The following is an 18434-nucleotide window of genomic DNA, read 5'->3' as shown; positions in this document are numbered from 1 at the left end:
AGTTCGCTGTCGGCGTGACGGCGGCCTCGGCCACCCTGGGGCCGATCATCCCGCCGAGCCTGCCGTTCGTGATCTACGGGATGATGGCCAACGTCAGCGTCGGCGCGCTGTTCCTGGCCGGCATCCTTCCCGGTCTGCTGATGGCCGTGCTGATGATGCTCACCGTGGCCTACTTCGCCCACAAGAACGGCTGGGGCGGCGACATCAAGTTCGAATGGCCGCGGGTGCTCAAGGCGCTGGCCGAGACGGCGGTGGTCGCGCTGTGGCCGCTCACGCTGTGGCTGCTGATCGTCAAGGCGGGCCTGCAGCCGCAACTGACGGTGCTGGGCGGCGCGATCGTGCTGTTCACGCTGGACCGGATCTTCCGCTTCCAGGCCGTGCTGCCCATCATGACGCCGGTGCTGCTGATCGGCGGCATGACCACCGGCATCTTCACGCCCACCGAAGGCGCGATCGCCGCCTGCCTGTGGGCCATCGGCCTGGGCTTCTTCTGGTACCGCACGCTCGACTGGAAGTCGTTCGTCAAGGTTTCGCTCGACACCGTCGAGACCACCTCGACGGTGCTGTTCATCGTGGCCGCCGCCAGCATCTTCGGCTGGATGCTGACCGCCACCGGCATCACGGCCGCGATCGCCTCCTGGGTGCTGGCCTTCACCCGGGAGCAATGGGTGTTCCTGCTGCTGGCCAACGTCCTGATGCTGTTCGTCGGCTGCTTCCTGGAGCCGACCGCGGCCATCACCATCCTGGTGCCGATCCTGGTGCCGATCTGCCAGCAGCTGGGCATCGACCTGGTCCATTTCGGGCTGGTGATGGTGCTCAACCTGATGATCGGGCTGCTGCATCCGCCGATGGGAATGGTGCTGTTCGTGCTGGCGCGGGTGGCCAAGCTCTCGGTCGAGCGCACCACCGTGGCCATCCTGCCGTGGCTGGTTCCGCTGCTGGTGTCGCTGGGCATCATCACCTACTTCCCCAGGGCGATCCTCTGGCTGCCCAGGATGTTCTATTGATTCGCGAAGGATTCCGCATGACCCCGTTCATCCGCCTGCATCCCGACGACGACGTCCTGATCGCGCGCGCCCAGCTGGTGGGCGGCGCCGATGTCGAAGGCGTCACCGTCAAGGGCCTGATCCCGCCCGGCCACAAGGTGGCAACCCGCGCCATCGCCACCGGCCAGCCGGTGCGGCGCTACAACCAGATCATCGGCTTCGCCAGCAAGCCGATTGCCGCCGGCGAGCACGTGCACACGCACAACCTCTGGGTCGGCGAGAACGGCGGCGACTTCGCCCGCGACTACGCCTTCGGCGCCGACGTCAAGCCCGAGCCGGCGCGGCGCGAAGCGACCTTCATGGGCATTCAGCGGCCGGACGGCCGGGTGGCCACGCGCAACTACATCGGCATCCTCTCCAGCGTCAACTGCTCGGCGACGGCGGCCCGCGCGATCGCCGACCACTTCTCGCGCATGGGCAATCCGGGGGCGCTGTCCGACTTTCCCAACGTCGACGGCGTCGTCGCGCTCACCCACGGCACCGGCTGCGGCATGGACACCGAAGGCGCCGGCATGCAGATCCTGCAGCGCACGCTGGCCGGCTACGCCACCCACGCCAACTTCTACGGCGTGCTGGTGGTGGGCCTGGGCTGCGAAGCCAACCAGATCAACGCCTGGCTGGCGCACAGCAGCTTGCGCGAAGGCGAGACGCTGCGTGTCTTCAACATCCAGGACACCGGCGGCACCCGCAAGACGGTGGAAAAGGGCATCGCGCTGGTCAGGGAGATGCTGCCGGCCGCCAACGCCGTCCAGCGTGAGCCTTGCAGCGCCTCGCACATCACCATCGGCCTGCAGTGCGGAGGCTCCGACGGTTATTCCGGCATCAGTGCCAACCCGGCACTGGGCGCGGCGGTCGACCTGCTGGTGGCGCACGGCGGCACCGCCATCCTGTCGGAGACGCCCGAGATCTACGGCGCCGAACACCTGCTCACGCGCCGCGCCGTGCGCCGGGAGGTCGGCGAGAAGCTGGTCGAGCGCATCCACTGGTGGGAGAACTACACCCGGGTCAACCAGGGCGAGATGAACAACAACCCGTCGCCCGGCAACAAGGCCGGGGGCCTGACCACCATCCTGGAGAAATCGCTGGGCGCGGTGGCCAAGGGCGGCACCACCAACTTGCAGGCGGTGTTCGAGTACGCGCAGCCGGTGGACACGCACGGCTTCGTCTACATGGACACCCCCGGCTACGACCCCGTCAGCGCCACCGGCCAGGTGGCGGGCGGCGCCAACATGATCTGCTTTACCACCGGCCGCGGCTCGGCCTACGGCTGCGCGCCTTCGCCGTCGCTCAAGATCGCCACCAACACGGCGCTGTGGCAGCGGCAGGAAGAAGACATGGACATCAACTGCGGCGAGATCATCGACGGCAAGGCCTCGATCCAGGACATGGGCGAGCGGATCTTCCGGCTGGTGCTGGCGACTGCTTCGGGCGAGCACAGCAAGAGCGAGCGCCACGGCTACGGCCAGAACGAGTTCGTGCCCTGGCAAGTCGGCGCCGTGATGTAGGAAGCAGCACATGGCAAAGACATTCCCGGCCGCGCACCTGCGGCAAACCGTGGCAGCCATCGTCGCGGCAGCCGGCAGCGAGCGCGCCGAAGCGCAGACCGTCGCCGACAACTTGGTGCTGGCCAACCTGAGCGGCCACGACTCGCATGGCGTGGGCATGGTGCCGCGCTACATCGACGCCGTGCTGGAAGGCGGGCTCAAGCCGAACACGGGCATCGCCGTCAAGCTCGATGGCGTCAGCCTGCTGGCCCTGGACGGCCAGCGCGGCTACGGCCAGGTGGTGGGCGAACAGGCAATGACATTGGCCGTGGCACGGGCCGAGGCATCCGGCAGCTGCGTGATGGCGCTGGCCAATGCGCACCATCTGGGGCGCATCGGTCACTTCGCCGAGATGGCGGTCGCGCGCGGGCTGGTGGCGATCCACTTCGTCAACGTCCAGTCGCGGCCGGTCGTCGCGCCCTGGGGCGGCGGCGACGGCCGCTACGGCACCAACCCGTTCTGTGTCGGCATTCCGCTGCAAGGGCGCGAGCCCTTCGTGCTGGACTTCGCCACCAGCCGGGTGGCGCAAGGCAAGATGCGCGTCGCCCACAACGAGGGCCGCCGGGTCGAGCCCGGTTACCTGATCGACGAGAAGGGCCAGCCCACGACCGATCCGGGCGTGGTGGTGGTGCCGCAGCCGGGCGGCATGTTCGGCGCGCTGATGGCGTTCGGCGAGCACAAGGGCTACGGCATGGCGGTGGCGTGCGAGCTGCTCGGTGGCGCGCTGAGCGGCAGCGGCACCTGGCACCGGCCCGCCGACAACCAGCGCGCGGTGATCAACGGCATGCTCGCCATCCTGGTGAATCCGGAACAACTGGGCACCCAGGCCAGCTTCGCGCAAGAGGCGCTGGCCTTCGTCGACTGGCTCAAGCAAAGCCCGGGCGACGTGTTGCTGGCGGGCGAGCCGGAGCGCAAGGCGCGCCAGACGCGGGCCCACGAAGGCATCACCCTGGACGACCAGACCTGGGCCGAGATCGTCGCGGCGGGCGCCAAGCTCGGCGCCCGCGTTGCCTGAGCAGGCTTACTGCAGGCCGCGCCAGCGGCGGAAGTCTTCGCGCTGGTCGACGTTCTTCGGCACGTTGAACCAGTAGCGGTTGCCGTGGGCCGCGGCGGCGCCCATCACGGCCGTGTTGGTGCTGGCATTGAGCGCGACCACCGAAACCACGCCATGCTCTTGCGCAATGGCGGCGCCGGGGATCGGTCGCTGGCTCACGGGCGAGTTGCTCGGCGACAGCGTCCTGCCGGGTGCGACGAGATACGTCGTGTCGTCGGCAGGCGCGGTCTGGGCGAAGGTGACCGGGACGGCCAGGACGGCGGCCGCGGCCAGCAGGGCGAATTTCATGGTGACTCCTGGAAGGTTGTGTCTGCCCCATTGCAGACCCCGCGGCCTGCCGTGCTCGACAGACCATGCGGATGGTTCGTGTCGTCCCAAACGGATGAACAGTGCCGCCGGCCTATTTCAGGGACTGCCAGCGCTGGAAGCTCGCGTCGCCGCGCACGTTGGCCGGCACGTTGGCCCAGTAGGTCGTCACGGTCGTCTTCTGGTTGCCGTTCACCGTGGTGCGCGAATCGGCCTGCGCCATCACCGCGCCGGGAATGTGCGCCCGCGGCACGGTGTTGGGCGTGCCGGGCACCACCACCATGGCGGGCGCGCCGGGGGTGACGCCGACGCCGGTGCTGGAGGTCACGCCGATGCCGGAGGCCGACTGCACTTGCGTTTGCGCCAGCACCGGCGCGGACAGGACGGCGGCGACGAGCCAGGCTGCATGCTTGATCTTCATGGGAACTCCTTCGAACGGTTGGGCGGGCCGGCGGCCCTGTCCTCCCATTCGATGGCGCAGCGGCGGGCCCGTGCGCCAGCCGCCATTGATGGCGTTTGTAGGAACCGATCCTCGCAGTCGCTACGGCACAGGCAGCGGCGGTAGCGCCCGCACCACGTCGCCGGCCACCGGAAAGATGCGGTCGCCGGCGCGCGGCTCGACGCGGTGCATGCCGGTGAAGCTGCCGAACGCGGGCAGGATGCCGACCGCCCGCGCCGGCAGCTGCCCCGTGTCGTCGCCCAGCCAGAAGCACGGCAGCCTCAACCGTTCGAAGGCGCGCCCGGTCACGCTGATGCAAGGATGCCAGTGGCCGGCCAGCACGTAGGCGCCGGCCACGGGACGCGGGTGGTGGCACAGCGCGAACGGTCCCAAGCGCAGTGGCTCGTCCAGCACCCCCAGCCGCAGGCTGGCCGGCGGGTCGCCGGCGCGGTCGTCGTGGTTGCCGCGCACCAGCGTCAGCGCCAGCTGCGCGTTAGCGTCGCGCCACTGCTGCAGAACGGCCTGCGTGCCGGCCGCGTGCGAGCGCACCGAATGCAGAAAGTCGCCCAGGAACACCACGTGCTGCGCACCGGTGGCGGCCACGGCCGCATCGAGCTTGTCCAGGGTGCCGGCGGTGGTGCCGCGCGGCACCGGCACTCCGAGCTTGCGGAAACTCACGGCCTTGCCGAAATGGGCATCCGCGACCAGCAAGGTGCGGTGCGCCGACAGGTAGATGGTGCCGCTCGGATGCAAAACGGCATCCGCGCCGGCCAGGCGAATTCTCAACACGGGCAGAGTGTCGCAGGCCGGCGTCGTCGGCGGCTGCTACAGGATGCGCGCCAGGCTCGCTTCCAGGTGCTCCGACGGCATGCGCTTGAAGCCCGAGCGGGCGAAGCGCTGCAGGCGGCCGACGATGAAGGCCGTCAGCACCGAGGCGCGCACCTGCGCCTCCACCGTCGGCGCACCAGCGTCGCCGTCGCCGCGCAGGCACTGCTTGAGCGAAGCTTCGACCTTGTCGAAGAACTGGTTCATGCGCTGCTGCAGGCGGTCGTTCTCGAACACCAGGGCGTCGCCGACCATCACGCGCGTCATGCCCGGGTTCTTCTCGGCGAACTGGATCAGCATGCCGACGATGCGGGCCGCCTGCGGCGGGCCTTCGGCCTCGCGCTCGGTGATCTGGTTGATCAGGGTGAAGACGCTCTGCTCGATGAATTCGATCAGGCCTTCGAACATCTGCGCCTTGCTGGCGAAGTGGCGGTACAGGGCCGCCTCGCTCACTTCCAGCCGGGCCGCCAGGGCCGCCGTGGTGATGCGCTCGGCGCCGGGCTGCTCCAGCATGGTGGCCAGCGCCTGCAGGATCTGCACCCGCCTCTCGCCCGGCTTGGGACGCTTGCGCGCCGCGGGAGTGGCCTCGCCGCCGGGGGTGGGTTCGGGGGTGTCGAGCTCGGCGTGGGACATGGATCAAGCAATGCTGTTGAGGCATTCTCGCATACCGAAGCCTAGGGTTTTTGCCACCCCATCCGTGCACAGCGCAGGCTGCACGCGGGTCGCCTTCGCACTCAGCCAGGCAGCGTGAGCGTCACGCGCAACCCGCGACCGTCGGCGCCCGGCTGCAGCTGCAGGTGGCTCTGGTGCACGCGCGCAATCTCCTCGGCGATCGCCAGCCCCAGGCCGTTGCCTTCACCCTGCGTGCCTTGCACACGGTAGAAGCGCTCCAGGATGCGCGCCAGTTCTGCGGCGGCGACGCCGGGGCCGTCGTCCTCCACCTCGAGGAAGGCGAGCCCGCCGCGGCGGCCGCAGCGGATGGTGACCGCGCCGCCTTGGCCGGCGTACTTGACGGCGTTGTCGACGAGGTTGGCGAGCAGCTCGCGCAGCAGCCACTCGTGGCCCATCACCTGCACCGGCGCCACCTCCACACCGAGATCGATCCGGCGCGCGGTGGCCGCATCGAGATGGCTTTCCAGCTGGTTCTCGCACAGCTGCTTGAGGTCGACGCGCCGGGTCGGTTGCGAATGCATGCCGCGGGCATCGGCGCGCGACAGCGCCAGCAGCTGGTTGGCCAGCTGCGAGGTGCGGCGGGTGGCGCCGCGCAGCTTGCGCACCTGCTCGCTGGGCAGCTCCAGCGTCACGCCGGCGCTGGCGGCCTGGGCCCAGGCCTCCACCTGCGCCTGCAGGCCGGCCAGCGGCGTGCGCAGCTGGTGCGCGGCGTCGGCCACGAAGCGGCGCTGGCTCTCGGCCTGGGCGTTGACCAGCCCGAACAATCGATTGAGCGAATGCACCAGCGGCCGCACCTCCTCGGGCGAGGACTCCTCGTCGATCGCGCTCAGGTCGCGCGGCGAGCGCCGCTCCACCGCCTCCTTCAGCGCCAGCAGCGGCTTGAGCGCCCGCTCCACCGCCCAGCCCACCGCGAAGGCGGCGGCGGCAATCAGCACCAGGTTGGGCAACAGCACCTTGAACAGGATGGAGCGGGCCCATTGCTGGCGCGGATCGGAGCCGTCCGCCACGGCGATCACCACTTCGCCCAGCATGGTGGGCTGGCGCTGGCGCACGATCCGCCAGGTGGCGCCGCCGTGTTCCTCGCTATGGAACTCGGGCTCGCCACCGGACGGCGCCAGCCCGCCCAGCCAGTCTTCGCCATGCAGCACCTTGCCGTCGGCATCGACGATCGCGTAGCCGGCATAGCCCGGGCGCTCCTTGACGAACTCTTCCACCGGCGGCGCTAACAGGATCAGCGGCGGGTCGCCGGCCCCGATGACGGAGTCGGCCACCAGCGGCACCAGCGCCAGCAGCCGCACGTCCTGCTGCAAGGCCACGTCGTCGGCGGAGCGGTAGTCGAACCAGGCATTGAGCAGCGCCAGCAGGATCAGCGGCGCGAGCAGCATCACCAGCAGCCGGCGGCGCAGGCCGGAGGTGACCCCGAGCACGTCGCCCGGCCGCTTGCGCCGGGCGCTCTCGCCAGGGCGGAACGCGAATTTCACTCCGGCTCGGCGGGCCGCAGTTCCAGGCGGTAGCCGAAGCCCCGGATCGAGCGCAGCGCGACGCCGTGCGGCTCCAGCTTGCCGCGCAGCCGGGAGATGTAGACCTCCACCGCATTCGGCGTGATCTCCTTGTCCCAGCCGGTCAGCGTCTGCAGCAGCTTTTCCTTGCTGGCCGGCTTGGGCGCGTTGATCAGGAGGTACTCCATCACCGTCCATTCGCGCGGACCCAGCTCGATCGGCACCCCGGTGCCGTTGCGCTGGGCGCTGGCGCGGCGGTTCGCCGTGTCCAGCTCGATCGGGCCGAAGCTCAGCACCGCCGACGTGGCGGCCTGCGAGCGCCGCAGCAGCGCGCGCAGCCGCGCCAGCAGCTCCGGTAGCTCGAACGGCTTGATCATGTAGTCGTCGGCACCCAGGTCCAGGCCCTGCACGCGGTCGTGCAGCGCGTCGCGCGCCGTCAGGATCAGCACCGGCATGTGCTGGCTGGCCATCTCGGGGCGGCGCAGCCGGCGCGTCAGCTCCAGGCCGTCCATGTTGGGCAGGCCGATGTCGATGATGGCGGCGTCGAACACCTCGGTGCGCAGCACCTCCTCGGCGCGCTCGCCGCTGCCGACCCAGTCGACCGCATAGCCGGCATTGCTCAGGCCCAGCTTGATCCCGCTGGCGACCATCACGTCGTCTTCGACCAGCAACAAGCGCATGGTCAGCTGCGCGGCGCCGGGCCGCCCCAAGCGGCGAACGCCCCCGGGGGGCTGAGGGCTGCGGCCGCGGGCCTGCCAGTGCAGGCTCGGACCGCCCAAAGATGCCCTGCCTCTGGCGGGGCCGCAGCCCGCAAGGCCAGCGCAGTCCACGAAGTGACGAGCAGGGGGGTCATCACTTGGAACGGATCATGGTGCCGTAAGCCTGGTCGGTCAGGATCTCCAGCAGCATGACGTGCGGCACGCGCCCGTCGATGATGTGGACGGCGTTGACGCCGCTCTTGGCGGCATGCAGCGCGCCCTCGATCTTGGGCAGCATGCCCCCGGAGATCGTGCCGTCGGCGAACAGCGCGTCGATCTCCCTTGACGACAGGTCGGTCAGCAGTTTGCCGGCCTTGTCCAGCACGCCGGGCGTGTTGGTCAGCAGCACCAGCTTCTCGGCCTTGAGCACCTGGGCCAGCTTGCTGGCCACCACGTCGGCGTTGATGTTGAAGCTCTCGTTGTCGTCACCGAAGCCGATCGGGCTGACGACGGGAATGAAGTTGTCCTCCAGCAGCGCACGCACCACGCCCGGGTCGATCTCCACGATGTCGCCGACCTGGCCGACGTCGTGCTCCTTGGTCGGATCCTTGCTGTCGACCATCTTCAGTTTCTTGGCACGGATCAGGCCGCCGTCGCGCCCGGTCAGGCCCACGGCCTTGCCGCCGGCCTTGTGGATGAAGCCCACGATGTCCTGCTGCACCTCGCCAGCCAGCACCCATTCGACGACCTCCATGGTCTCGGCGTCGGTCACCCGCATGCCCTGGATGAACTCGCCCTTCTTGCCCAGGCGATTGAGCGCCTGCTCGATCTGCGGGCCGCCGCCGTGCACCACCACCGGATTGATGCCCACCAGCTTGAGCAGCACCACGTCCTCGGCGAAGTCGGCCTGCAGTTCCGGATCGGTCATGGCGTTGCCGCCGTACTTAATCACCATGGTCTTGCCATGGAACTTGCGGATGTAGGGCAGCGCCTGGGCCAGGATTTCGGCCTTGTCGCGGGGAGAGATATGGGTGACGTCGGTCATGGGCGGCAGTCGTTGGAGCGTGCAAATTGTGCCGCAAGCGCAAGGGGGAGCCGAAGGAGCTCAGTCGAACAACTCTGCCGCGGCCAGCAACTGGCCCTGCCGGTCCTTGGCGGACAGCTGCGGCGCCGCCGAAAGCGGCCACGCGATGCCGATCGCGGGGTCGTCCCAGGCGATGCAGCGCTCGTGCTCCGGTGCGTAGTAGTCGGTGGTCTTGTAGAGGAAATCGGCCAAGGGGCTGAGCACCAGGAAGCCGTGGGCGAAACCGGGCGGCACCCACATCTGGCGCTGGTTCTCCTCGCTCAGCTCGGCGCCGACCCAGCGCCCGAAGGTGGCCGAGCCGCGGCGGATGTCGACCGCCACGTCGAACACGGCTCCGCGCGCCACCCGCACCAGCTTGCCTTGCGGTTGCCGCAGCTGGTAGTGCAGCCCGCGCAGCACCCCCTGGCCGGAGCGCGAATGGTTGTCCTGCACGAACGGCAGGCGCACGCCGGCGGCCGCCTCGAACACCTTTTGGTTGAAGCTTTCCAGGAAGAAGCCCCGGGCGTCGCCGAACACCTTCGGCTCCAGCAGCAGCGCTTCGGCAATGGCGGTCGGCGTGACTTTCATGCCGGCCGCCTCTCGCGCAGCACGTGCAGCAGGTACTTGCCGTAGCCGTTCTTCTTGAGCGGCTCGGCCAGCCGCTCCATCTGGGCGTCGTCGATGAACCCGGCGCGCCAGGCGATTTCCTCCGGACAGGCGATCTTCAGGCCCTGCCGGTTCTCCAGCGTGGCGATGAACTGGCTGGCCTCCAGCAGGCTCTCGTGGGTGCCGGTGTCCAGCCAGGCATAGCCACGCCGCAGGATCTGCACCGACAGCGCGCCGCGCTCCAGGTAAGCCTGGTTGACGGCGGTGATCTCGAGTTCGCCGCGGGCGCTGGGCTCGACGGCCTTGGCGATGTCGACCACCTGGTTGTCATAGAAGTACAGGCCGGTGACCGCATAGTGGCTCTTGGGCTGGGCCGGCTTTTCCTCGATGCTGCTGGCCCTGCCCTGGGCGTCGAAGGCGACCACGCCATAGCGCTCTGGGTCCTGCACGTGGTAGGCGAACACCGTCGCGCCCTGCTGCTGCGCGTCGGCGCCGCGCAGCAGCGGCATCAGGTCGTGGCCGTAGAAGATGTTGTCCCCCAGCACCAGCGCGCTGGGGTCGCTGCCGATGAACTGCTCGCCGATCAGGAAGGCTTGCGCCAGCCCGTCCGGGCTGGGCTGCACCGCGTACTGCAGGTTCAGGCCCCATTGGGAGCCGTCGCCCAGCAACTGCTGGAAGCGCGGCGTGTCCTGCGGCGTGCTGATCACGAGGATGTCGCGCATGCCGGCCAGCATCAGCGTGCTGAGCGGGTAGTAAATCATCGGCTTGTCGTACACCGGCAGCAGCTGCTTGCTGATCGCCAGCGTGGCCGGGTGCAGCCGGGTGCCGGAGCCCCCCGCGAGGATGATGCCTTTGCGTCGCGTCATGGAAATCCGTTCTGGATGCGGGAGGTCAGGAGATTTCGCGGAGCATCCGCGCCACGCCCTGTTCCCAGGGCGGCAAGGCAAGCCGGAAGGTGGCGCGAAAGCGCCCGGTGTCCAGCCGCGAATTATGTGGGCGCCGGGCCGGCGTCGGAAAGGCCGCCGTCGGCACCGCGTCGACGGCGTCGGCGCTGGCGCGCAGCTGGGCGCCAGCCTGCTGCGCCTGCCCGATGACGAAGCGCGCGTAGCCGTGCCAGCTGGTCTGGCCGGCCGCCGCCACGTGGTAGGTGCCGGCCAGCTCCGGATCCGCCAGCAGTGAACGCAGCGCGTGGGCGGTGGCGTCGGCCAGCAGGTCCGCGCCGGTGGGCGCGCCGAACTGGTCGTCGATCACCGTCAGCCGCTCGCGCTCCCTTGCCAGCCGCAGCATGGTTCTGGCGAAATTGCCGCCGCGCGCGCCGTACACCCAGCTGGTGCGCAGCACCAGGTGCCAGGGCTGCGCCTGGGCGATGCGCTGCTCGCCTTCGAGCTTGGTGCCGCCGTAGACATTCAACGGGCCGGTGCCGTCGGCCTCGGTCCAGGGCCGGCTGCCGCTGCCGTCGAACACGTAGTCGCTGGAGTAGTGCACCAGCGCCGCGCCGATCCGATGGGCCGCCTGGGCCAGCACGCCGGGCGCCAGCGCGTTGACCAGCCGCGCACGCTCGGTCTCGCTCTCGGCCTTGTCGACCGCGGTGTAGGCGGCGGCATTGACGATCGCGTCCGGCCGCACCTGCGCCACCGTGCGGGCCAGGCCGTCGAGGTCGCCGAAGTCGCCGCACAGGCCGCCTTCGTCGGGCGACGAGCCCAGCGCCACCACCTCGCCCAGCGGCGCGAGGCTGCGCTGCAGCTCCCAGCCGACCTGGCCGTTGCGGCCGAACAGCAGGATGCGCATCAGGCGGGCGCGTAGTGCGTTGCGATCCAGTCGCGGTAGGCGCCGCTTTGCACCCGCTGCACCCAGTCGCCGTTTTCCAGGTACCACTGCACGGTCTTGCGAATGCCGGTTTCGAAGGTTTCGGCCGGCCTCCAGCCGAGCTCGCGCTGGATCTTGCGCGCGTCGATGGCATAGCGCCGGTCGTGCCCGGGGCGGTCCTTCACGTAGGTGAGCTGGTCGGCGTAGCTGCCGCCGCCGACGCGTGGCCGCAACTCGTCCAGCAGCGCGCAGACCACCTGCACGATCTCGATGTTGGGCTTTTCGTTCCAGCCGCCGACGTTGTAGGTCTCGCCCAGCCGGCCGGCCTCCAGCACGCGCCGGATCGCGCTGCAATGGTCGCCCACGTACAGCCAGTCGCGCACCTGCCGGCCGTCGCCGTACACCGGCAGCGGCTTGCCGGCCAGGGCGTTGACGATCATCAGCGGGATCAGCTTCTCGGGAAAGTGGTACGGGCCGTAGTTGTTGGAGCAGTTGGTGGTGACCACCGGCAGCCCGTAGGTGTGGTGGTAGGCCCGCACCAGGTGGTCGCTGGCCGCCTTGCTGGCGGAGTAAGGGCTGTTGGGCTCGTACTGGTGCTGCTCGGTGAAGGCCGGGTCGGCCGGCGCCAGCGAGCCGTACACCTCGTCGGTGGACACGTGCAGGAAGCGAAAGCCCTCGCGTGGGGCGCCCTGCAGCCCGCCCCACCAGGCGCGCACCGCCTCCAGCAGGCGGAAGGTGCCGACCACGTTGGTCTCGATGAAGGTGCCGGGGGCGTGGATGGAGCGGTCGACGTGCGACTCGGCCGCGAAGTTCAGCAGCGCACGCGGCTGGTGGCGCTCCAGCAGCCCGGCCACCAGCTGCGCGTCGCCGATGTCGCCGTGCACGAACAGGTGGCGCGCATCGCCGTCCAGGGCGCGCAGGTTCTCGCGGTTGCCGGCGTAGGTGAGCTTGTCGAGGTTGACCACTGGCTCGCCGCCAGCGGCCAGCCAGTCCAGCACGAAATTGGAACCGATGAAGCCGGCTCCGCCGGTGACCAGGATCATGATGCTCCCCCCATGGCCGGATTATCTCATCGGGGCTTTTTGCGGCCGGCCACCGCGGGGCCGGCCTTGCTTGCCACCGGTCGCCCTTCCCGCCGGGCGCGCGACGCCTTACAGTGGGCGACGCCAACCAGGAGGGCCACCGTGAAAAAACCCAGCAGCGACGATTCCACCGATGCGCGCGATGCCGCCGCCAGACTGGCCGACACGGTGCGCGAGTCGGCCCAGCAGATCTGGCTGGCCGGCCTCGGCGCCTTTTCAAAGGCCCAGCAGGAAGGCGGCAAGGTGTTCCAGTCGCTGGTGCGCGACGGCGTCGACCTGCAGCGCAAGACCCAGGCGGCGGCCGAGGAGCGGCTGAGCGAGGCCACTAGCCGCATGGGCACCATCGCCAGCGAGCTGTCGTCACGCGCATCCGGCCAGCTCGACAAGTTGGAAGGCCTGTTCGAGGACCGGGTGGCGCGCGCCATGGGCCGGCTGGGCATGCCCGCGGCCGACGAGCTGCGGCAGCTGGCCGCCCGGGTCGAGGCGTTGCAGCGCGCCGTCGACCAGTTGCAGGCCGGCGACGCCCCGGCCAGGAAGGTGGCGCGCAAGCGGGCGCCCGCGCGCAAGACCGCGGACCGGAGCTAGCCTCCCCAGTTTGGCAGCGGGCGGCGCCCGCCCGCATCGCGTCGCTGGTACGCTATCCGCACGCGCAGCGCCAGGCAGCTGCGCCAACAGGGAGACAACGATGGCACCGTGGACGGCCTGTCCGCACGCCGCCGACTACCAGCTGGACGCCGCCGCCGTGACGGCTGGGTGGGCCCGCCTGCATGCCGGCGACGCGGAGCCGCTGCCGCCGCAGCCCGAGGTGCTGGCGGCCTGGGTCCTGTTCCACAACGGCCGCCTGCAGGAGGCGCGCGACGCCGGCATGCAGGCCGGCCCGGCCGGCTGGACGGTGGCCAACAAGGCGACCTGCATCCACGCCACCTACGTCGAGAAGAAGGAAAAGGCACGGCTGGAGCTGTTGCTGGAGGCCGCGGAACGGGCCTGCCGGCAGGTGCAGGCCGACGCCGGCAATGCCAACGCCTGGTACCTGCACGCCCTCGCGCTGGGCCGCTACAGCCAGGGCATCAGCGTGGCCAAGGCGCTGGCGCAGGGGCTGGGCGGCAAAGTCAAAGGCGCGCTGGAGCGCGCGATCGCGCTGCAACCGCGCCACGCCGACGCCCACGTGGCGCTGGCCGCATTCCATGCGGAAGTGATAGACAAGCTCGGCTCGCTCATCGGCCGCATGACGTACGGGGTGAAGACCGAAACCGGGCTGGCGCTGTTCCACGAAGCGCTGCGCATCCACCCGGCATCGCCGATCGGGCTGGTGCAATACGCCAACGGCCTGGTGATGCTGGAGGGCGAGGAGCACACGCCGGAGGCGACCCGCATCTACCGGCAGGCGGCCGCGCTGGAGCCGCTCGACGCGATCGAGCGCCTGCACGTCGAACTGGCCCGCGCCGAACTTCTGGACCGAGCCACTACGCGCGGATGAGCCGCGCGCCTACAGGGCGGAACGACGGGCCATTCCAGAATCGCTTGCATGAACATCTTCCAAGCCCTCATCGTCGACCATGAGAAGCAGCGCGAGCTGTGCGCGCGCCTCCTGGACGCCAAGCAGGCCAGCGACGAAAGCCTGCGGCTGTTCGACGACCTCAAGAGCGAACTGGCCGCCCACGAGACCGCCGAGGAGCGCTTCTTCTACGTGCCGCTGTTCGAGCACGACAGCACCGTGGACGCGTCGCGCCACGCGATCGCCGAACACCACGAAATGGACGAGATGGTCGAGGAAATCGAGAAGCTCGACGCCCATGCGCTGGAATGGGCGCGAGCCGTGCAGAAGCTGTGCGACAAGGTCGAACACCACCTCAAGGAAGAAGAGGAGAAGTTCTTCCCGCAGGCCGGCGAAGTGCTGACCGAGGAGCAGAAGGTGGCGCTGGCCGCCGACTACACGGCGGAACATGCGGCGATGCTGGCCAAGGAAACCGAAGCCTGAGACAGGCGGCCCCCCAGTCCGCGCCGAGGTGTGCAGCCGGCTGCGCCTGCGCCAGCACCCCTTAAGATGACCGCACAGAACAGCAGGAACGCAGCATGCCCGACCTCCAGACCGACTTCGACGCCGCCGTCGCCAGCTCCAAAAAGCTGGCCGAGCGGCCGGACAACGCCACGCTGCTGAAGATCTACGGCCTGTACAAGCAAGCCAGCGTGGGCGACAACACGGAAAAGAAGCCCGGCTTCAGCGACATGATCGGCCGCGCCAAGTGGGACGCCTGGAACGGCTTGAAGGGCACGTCGAGCGACGACGCCAAGCGCCAGTACGCGCAGCTGATCGAGTCGCTGAGCTGAGCTAATTCGCCTTGGGCGCCTTTTTCGGCGCCACCTTCTTTGGCGGATGGTTGGCGGCGCGGCGCGCCTCGTGCTGCGCCAACCCCGATTCGAACGCCGCCAGCGGCTCCTGCTCGGCCAGCAGGGTGTCCAGGTTGCGCACGATTTCCGTCTCGATCCTGCCGCGGAACACGCCCAGCAGCAGTCCCAGCTTCGCATGCAGCTGGAACTCGTGCGGGTCCACCGTCAGCTTCCCGCTGGCGCCGGACCGCTTGAAGCTGACCACGTCGCCGGCCAGCCCTTGCTCGTAGGTGCATTCCATCGCGAGCTTGCGCTCGGCCACCTCGGCCCAGCGCAAGGCCAGCTGGCGCGCCTGCGCCAGCCCCAGCCCGTGTTCGCGCGTGATTCTGATCTCAGCCACCGGTGCCCTCCTTGAGTCGTTGCTGGCGCTCTTCCTTGGGCAGCTTCGCCAGGTCTTGCGCGGCCTGGTAGAAGCGCGCCCAGTCGCCGCCCTCGCGCTTGAACAAGGCCTCGAAGCCCGGCACCAGTTCGTCGTATGCCGCCTGGGTGCCAAAGAATGCGTTGTTGGCGTTCGCTACCCAGCGGTCGTAGCCGCGATACCGCGCCGGATCGCCCGGCCAGCCGGCGCGCAGCTGCGCGTAGTCGGCGCGGAATTTCTCCATGACGCGGCGCTTGGCCTCTTCCTTCGCCTCGGGCGCGGTGCCGGGCGTTTCGTAGATCTCCTTGAGGCTCTCGCGGGTGGCGCGCGACAGCCCGCGGAACTGGCGCCGGCGCGCGTCGAACTCGGCGTACTCCCGCCGCGCCGCCTCCGACGCATGTTGCTGCAGCCAAAGCGCCCCGCCGATCCGCTCGACGGCCGTGGCGAACGACTCGTTGAACATGGTGTCGTTCTTGGCATAGACCACCTGGTGCGCCAGCTCGTGGAACAGCAGGCGCGCCAGCTCGCCTTCGGGGTAGTGGATGAAGGTGCTCAGCAGCGGGTCGCCGCCAGCCCAGTTCAGCATGCCCAGGGTGGAATAGGCCGGCACCGGATAGGCATTGGTTTCGTAGCCTTGCGTCGCCAGCTCGGCGGCCTCGGCGCGGGCCCGCGCCTCGTCGTAGTAGCCGCGGTAGCCGACGCAGCCGGTGACCGGAAAGCACCAGGTGCGCAGCTCCAGCGACAGCGGCGGCGCGGCCGTCACGTTCCAGACGGCGGCACTGCGATGCAGCTCGGCATAGCGGCGGTAGCTGGGATTGTCCGGCAGCTTCAGCTCGTTCGAAGCGAAGTCGCGGATGCGCTGCGACAGGGCGAGCTTGTCGCGCAGCCGCGCCGGCGTCTGCGGCTCGGCCAGCCAGTCGCCCACCGGGCGCGCCGCGCCCATCACATGCAGGTGACCGCTGACCGACTGCCAGTAGTAGCCCAGGGTGGCGCACCCCGACAGGCACAGCGTCGCCGCCACCGCCAAACCCGCAACTGCTGCCAGTCCCATGAAGAGTGTCTTTTTCCTCACGCCGGCTGGACGTCGACCAGGCAGTCGTAGAACACCGGCGCGCGGCCCAGGTCGGTCAGCCGCTGGCTGGTCAGCTGGTTGACGTTGGTGCCCGCCAGCCCCGGCTTGCGCCACCAGATCCCCAGCCCGTTGACCGGCCGCGCCCTGGCATTGACGCGCGCCTTGCAGAAGTACTCGCCGCGGTCGTTGAACACGCGCACCACGGCGCCGTCGACGACGCCGCGCGCCGCCGGGTCCAGCGCGTGCAACTCCAGCACCGGCTCGCCTTCGGCGCGCAGGCTGCGCACGTTGACACAGGTGGAGTTGAGGAAGTTGCGCGCCGGCGGCGAGATCATGGCCAGTGGATACAGCGCCGAACTGCCGATGGCCTCGTGATTGGGCAGGTGGTCCGGCACGCCGTCCGGGCCTTGCCGGGCCAGCCGCGCGCTGAAGAACTCGCAGCGCCCGGACTCGGTCGGAAAGCCGCCAGCGGCGAACGGCGCATCGGGCACCGGCAGGCCGGCAAAGCCGTGCTCCAGCAAGGCGTCGAAGTCGACCTGGTCGCCGAACGCCAGCCGGCACAGGCTCTCGTCGTCCTCGGCAAAGCAGGGATCGTCAAAGCCCATGCGCGCCGCCAGGCCCCGGAACACCTGCGTGTTGGTGCGCGCCTGGCGCGGCGCGATCGGCGGGCGGTTCAGAAGCACCTCGGTGTGACCATAGGAAGCGTGGATGTCCCAGTGCTCCAGCTGGGTGGTGGCGGGCAGCAGGTAGTCGGCATGGCGCTCGACATCGCGCGCGACCTTGTCGCACAGCACGCCGGCGGTTTGCGGATGCGCGGGATTGCCCTGTACCTTGAGCGCCACGCCGTCCTGCACCGCAGTCAGCAAGGCGCAGGTGTCGGGGCAATCGTGCGGGCAGGCGCTGCGGACCAGTTGCAGGCCGCCGGCGGCACCGGCCGGAGCGAAAGTGGCAGGCATCCCCGGATGGTAGCGGCCCGGCCGGCCCGGCAGGGGCACGGCCTAGGCGATTGGCCTAAGGCAGCAGGCTTGTCCGAGGCGCGCAGGTGGCGACGCCTGCGGCAAGGTCGGCCTGACGGCGTGACGCTGGCGCTGGCCGCCGAGCTGGGCAAGCGATGCTGGCGGGGGATGGGCGGGTTCGGACCTGATCAGAAGTCCGGCGAGCGCAGCGCCGCCAGCCCCTGCATGAACGCCTGGCAGCGCGCCAGCTGTTCCAGGCTGACGAACTCGTCGGGCTGGTGCGCCTGCACGATGCTGCCGGGGCCGCAGACCACGGTGCGGAGGCCGGCGTTCTTGAACAGCCCGGCTTCGGTGCCGAAAGCCACCTGCGTGACGCGCTGCTCGCCGGCCAGGCGCAGCGCCAGCTGGGTCACCTGATCCTGCTCGGAGCCCAGAAAGCTGGGGATCTCGCAGATCGTCTCGAAGCGAAAGCCGGCGTCCGGCGCCACCCTTTGCATCGCCGGCTCCAGCGCACGCGCATGGGCCAGCACCTGCGCCTGCATGGCCCGCGCGTCGGCCGTCGGCAGGTCGCGGAATTCATAGCGGAACTCGGCATCGCGCGGCACCACGTTGTCGGCGATGCCGCCGTGGAACTGGCCGACGCTGGCGGTGGAGAACGGCACGTCGAAGCCTTGGTAGCGCGGCTCCTCGCGCTCGAAAGCCTCGGCCATGTCGCGCACGCGACCGACCAGCCGCGCCGCCATTTCGATGGCATTGACCGATTGCGGCGTCAGCGAGGAATGCGCTTCCTTGCCGCGCACGCAGCACTTGTAGCGGTACACGCCCTTGTGCGCGATCGCCGGCACCATGCTGGTGGGTTCGCCCACGATGCAGGCCAGTGGCGCGACGCCGGCTTCGCGCATGTCGGCGATCAGTTCCTTGACGCCGAAGCAGCCGACCTCTTCGTCGTAGCTAAAGGCGAAATGGATCGCGAACGGCGCCGGGCTGTCCAGGAACGCCTGGGCATTGGCCAGCGCGATG

Annotated in this window: 21 protein-coding genes and 2 pseudogenes; 7 read left to right on the top strand and 16 right to left on the bottom strand. The window is 69.6% G+C overall.

The features are described 5' to 3' along the window. The 3 genes from JWP65_RS05050 to JWP65_RS05040 form a co-directional block, all read left to right on the top strand. On the top strand, nt 1-1007 hold a 1007-nt coding region (locus JWP65_RS05050), incomplete at its 5' end, for a TRAP transporter large permease (RefSeq protein ID WP_299760952.1). A 17-nt stretch (nt 1008-1024) separates the two neighbouring features. Then, nucleotides 1025-2551, top strand: a complete 1527-nt coding sequence (locus JWP65_RS05045) for a UxaA family hydrolase (protein WP_299760950.1) — start codon at nt 1025-1027, stop codon at nt 2549-2551. A gap of 10 nt (nt 2552-2561) precedes the next feature. Beyond that, a complete protein-coding gene (locus JWP65_RS05040; protein ID WP_299760948.1) occupies nt 2562-3605 on the top strand; it encodes a malate/lactate/ureidoglycolate dehydrogenase in 1044 nt (347 codons plus the stop codon). 6 nt (nt 3606-3611) lie between these two features. On the opposite strand, the gene JWP65_RS05035 is transcribed toward JWP65_RS05040, so the two are convergent. The 11 genes from JWP65_RS05035 to rfbB form a co-directional block, all read right to left on the bottom strand. Further along, on the bottom strand, nt 3612-3932 hold the full coding sequence (locus tag JWP65_RS05035; RefSeq protein WP_299760945.1) for a hypothetical protein: 321 nt from the start codon (nt 3930-3932) through the stop codon (nt 3612-3614). Between the two features lie 112 nt (nt 3933-4044). Further along, nucleotides 4045-4371 carry a hypothetical protein gene (locus tag JWP65_RS05030; protein ID WP_299760943.1) on the bottom strand — a complete coding sequence of 109 codons (327 nt, stop codon included), beginning with the start codon at nt 4369-4371 and terminating at the stop codon, nt 4045-4047. Nucleotides 4372-4491: 120 nt separating this feature from the next. Beyond that, on the bottom strand, nt 4492-5178 hold the full coding sequence (pdeM, locus tag JWP65_RS05025; RefSeq protein ID WP_299760941.1) for a ligase-associated DNA damage response endonuclease PdeM: 687 nt from the start codon (nt 5176-5178) through the stop codon (nt 4492-4494). Between the two features lie 36 nt (nt 5179-5214). Then, the gene (slmA, locus tag JWP65_RS05020; RefSeq protein ID WP_299760939.1) at nt 5215-5847 is read right to left on the bottom strand and encodes a nucleoid occlusion factor SlmA; all 633 of its coding nucleotides are present in this window, start codon (nt 5845-5847) and stop codon (nt 5215-5217) included. A gap of 101 nt (nt 5848-5948) precedes the next feature. Continuing rightward, the gene (locus tag JWP65_RS05015; protein ID WP_299760954.1) at nt 5949-7271 is read right to left on the bottom strand and encodes an ATP-binding protein; all 1323 of its coding nucleotides are present in this window, start codon (nt 7269-7271) and stop codon (nt 5949-5951) included. Between the two features lie 92 nt (nt 7272-7363). After that, on the bottom strand, nt 7364-8065 hold the full coding sequence (locus JWP65_RS05010) for a response regulator transcription factor (protein WP_299760937.1): 702 nt from the start codon (nt 8063-8065) through the stop codon (nt 7364-7366). Nucleotides 8066-8237: 172 nt separating this feature from the next. Then, on the bottom strand, nt 8238-9128 hold the full coding sequence (gene argB, locus JWP65_RS05005; RefSeq protein ID WP_299760935.1) for an acetylglutamate kinase: 891 nt from the start codon (nt 9126-9128) through the stop codon (nt 8238-8240). 60 nt (nt 9129-9188) lie between these two features. Further along, on the bottom strand, nt 9189-9734 hold the full coding sequence (gene rfbC, locus JWP65_RS05000) for a dTDP-4-dehydrorhamnose 3,5-epimerase (protein WP_299760933.1): 546 nt from the start codon (nt 9732-9734) through the stop codon (nt 9189-9191). Next, on the bottom strand, nt 9731-10618 hold the full coding sequence (gene rfbA, locus JWP65_RS04995) for a glucose-1-phosphate thymidylyltransferase RfbA (protein WP_299760931.1): 888 nt from the start codon (nt 10616-10618) through the stop codon (nt 9731-9733). The genes rfbC and rfbA overlap by 4 nt, the downstream gene beginning before the upstream one ends. Before the next feature lie 25 nt (nt 10619-10643). Beyond that, on the bottom strand, nt 10644-11540 hold the full coding sequence (rfbD, locus tag JWP65_RS04990) for a dTDP-4-dehydrorhamnose reductase (RefSeq protein ID WP_299760929.1): 897 nt from the start codon (nt 11538-11540) through the stop codon (nt 10644-10646). Then, entirely contained in the window at nt 11540-12601 is a 1062-nt protein-coding gene (rfbB, locus tag JWP65_RS04985) for a dTDP-glucose 4,6-dehydratase (RefSeq protein WP_299760927.1), read from the bottom strand. Before rfbB ends, rfbD begins: the two co-directional genes overlap by 1 nt. A 141-nt stretch (nt 12602-12742) precedes the next feature. Here rfbB and JWP65_RS04980 point away from each other — a divergent pair, with 141 nt between their 5' ends. The 4 genes from JWP65_RS04980 (at nt 12743) to JWP65_RS04965 (ending at nt 14968) form a co-directional block, all read left to right on the top strand. Continuing rightward, nucleotides 12743-13225, top strand: coding sequence for a phasin family protein (locus JWP65_RS04980; protein ID WP_299760925.1), 483 nt, complete (start codon nt 12743-12745; stop codon nt 13223-13225). A gap of 100 nt (nt 13226-13325) precedes the next feature. Continuing rightward, the gene (locus JWP65_RS04975; protein WP_299760923.1) at nt 13326-14117 is read left to right on the top strand and encodes a hypothetical protein; all 792 of its coding nucleotides are present in this window, start codon (nt 13326-13328) and stop codon (nt 14115-14117) included. 48 nt (nt 14118-14165) lie between these two features. After that, a complete protein-coding gene (locus tag JWP65_RS04970; protein WP_299760921.1) occupies nt 14166-14618 on the top strand; it encodes a hemerythrin domain-containing protein in 453 nt (150 codons plus the stop codon). A gap of 95 nt (nt 14619-14713) precedes the next feature. Continuing rightward, entirely contained in the window at nt 14714-14968 is a 255-nt protein-coding gene (locus tag JWP65_RS04965) for an acyl-CoA-binding protein (RefSeq protein WP_299760919.1), read from the top strand. 1 nt (nt 14969) lies between these two features. Here the strand turns inward: JWP65_RS04965 and JWP65_RS04960 are convergent, their stop codons facing one another. The 5 genes and pseudogenes from JWP65_RS04960 to JWP65_RS04940 form a co-directional block, all read right to left on the bottom strand. After that, nucleotides 14970-15368, bottom strand: a complete 399-nt coding sequence (locus JWP65_RS04960) for a polyhydroxyalkanoic acid system family protein (RefSeq protein WP_299760917.1) — start codon at nt 15366-15368, stop codon at nt 14970-14972. Beyond that, nucleotides 15361-16437 (bottom strand): aminopeptidase, encoded by a 1077-nt coding sequence (locus tag JWP65_RS04955; RefSeq protein WP_299760915.1) that lies wholly within the window; start codon nt 16435-16437, stop codon nt 15361-15363. The genes JWP65_RS04960 and JWP65_RS04955 overlap by 8 nt, the downstream gene beginning before the upstream one ends. A 17-nt stretch (nt 16438-16454) precedes the next feature. Then, nucleotides 16455-17216 (bottom strand): annotated as a pseudogene (locus tag JWP65_RS04950) (molybdopterin dinucleotide binding domain-containing protein); the annotation flags it as partial. A gap of 27 nt (nt 17217-17243) precedes the next feature. Beyond that, nucleotides 17244-17414 (bottom strand): annotated as a pseudogene (locus JWP65_RS04945) (hypothetical protein); the annotation flags it as partial. A 188-nt stretch (nt 17415-17602) separates the two neighbouring features. Further along, nucleotides 17603-18434, bottom strand: an 832-nt coding sequence (locus JWP65_RS04940; protein ID WP_299760913.1) for a M20/M25/M40 family metallo-hydrolase, incomplete at its 5' end; no start/stop codon positions are given.

It is taken from the genome of Ramlibacter sp. (assembly GCF_028292805.1).
In the GTDB taxonomy this organism is placed as follows: domain Bacteria; phylum Pseudomonadota; class Gammaproteobacteria; order Burkholderiales; family Burkholderiaceae_C; genus Ramlibacter.
This window is presented reverse-complemented; position numbering and strand designations above follow the sequence as displayed.

Coding starts and splice junctions, on each gene's coding strand:
- JWP65_RS05045 (WP_299760950.1), top strand. CDS start 1,025: ATGACCCCGTTCATCCGCCTGCATCCCGACGACGACGTCCTGATCGCG.
- JWP65_RS05040 (WP_299760948.1), top strand. CDS start 2,562: ATGGCAAAGACATTCCCGGCCGCGCACCTGCGGCAAACCGTGGCAGCC.
- JWP65_RS05035 (WP_299760945.1), bottom strand. CDS start 3,932: ATGAAATTCGCCCTGCTGGCCGCGGCCGCCGTCCTGGCCGTCCCGGTC.
- JWP65_RS05030 (WP_299760943.1), bottom strand. CDS start 4,371: ATGAAGATCAAGCATGCAGCCTGGCTCGTCGCCGCCGTCCTGTCCGCG.
- slmA (WP_299760939.1), bottom strand. CDS start 5,847: ATGTCCCACGCCGAGCTCGACACCCCCGAACCCACCCCCGGCGGCGAG.
- JWP65_RS05015 (WP_299760954.1), bottom strand. CDS start 7,271: ATGCTGCTCGCGCCGCTGATCCTGCTGGCGCTGCTCAATGCCTGGTTC.
- JWP65_RS05010 (WP_299760937.1), bottom strand. CDS start 8,065: ATGCGCTTGTTGCTGGTCGAAGACGACGTGATGGTCGCCAGCGGGATC.
- argB (WP_299760935.1), bottom strand. CDS start 9,128: ATGACCGACGTCACCCATATCTCTCCCCGCGACAAGGCCGAAATCCTG.
- rfbC (WP_299760933.1), bottom strand. CDS start 9,734: ATGAAAGTCACGCCGACCGCCATTGCCGAAGCGCTGCTGCTGGAGCCG.
- rfbA (WP_299760931.1), bottom strand. CDS start 10,618: ATGACGCGACGCAAAGGCATCATCCTCGCGGGGGGCTCCGGCACCCGG.
- rfbD (WP_299760929.1), bottom strand. CDS start 11,540: ATGCGCATCCTGCTGTTCGGCCGCAACGGCCAGGTCGGCTGGGAGCTG.
- rfbB (WP_299760927.1), bottom strand. CDS start 12,601: ATGATCCTGGTCACCGGCGGAGCCGGCTTCATCGGTTCCAATTTCGTG.
- JWP65_RS04975 (WP_299760923.1), top strand. CDS start 13,326: ATGGCACCGTGGACGGCCTGTCCGCACGCCGCCGACTACCAGCTGGAC.
- JWP65_RS04970 (WP_299760921.1), top strand. CDS start 14,166: ATGAACATCTTCCAAGCCCTCATCGTCGACCATGAGAAGCAGCGCGAG.
- JWP65_RS04965 (WP_299760919.1), top strand. CDS start 14,714: ATGCCCGACCTCCAGACCGACTTCGACGCCGCCGTCGCCAGCTCCAAA.
- JWP65_RS04955 (WP_299760915.1), bottom strand. CDS start 16,437: ATGGGACTGGCAGCAGTTGCGGGTTTGGCGGTGGCGGCGACGCTGTGC.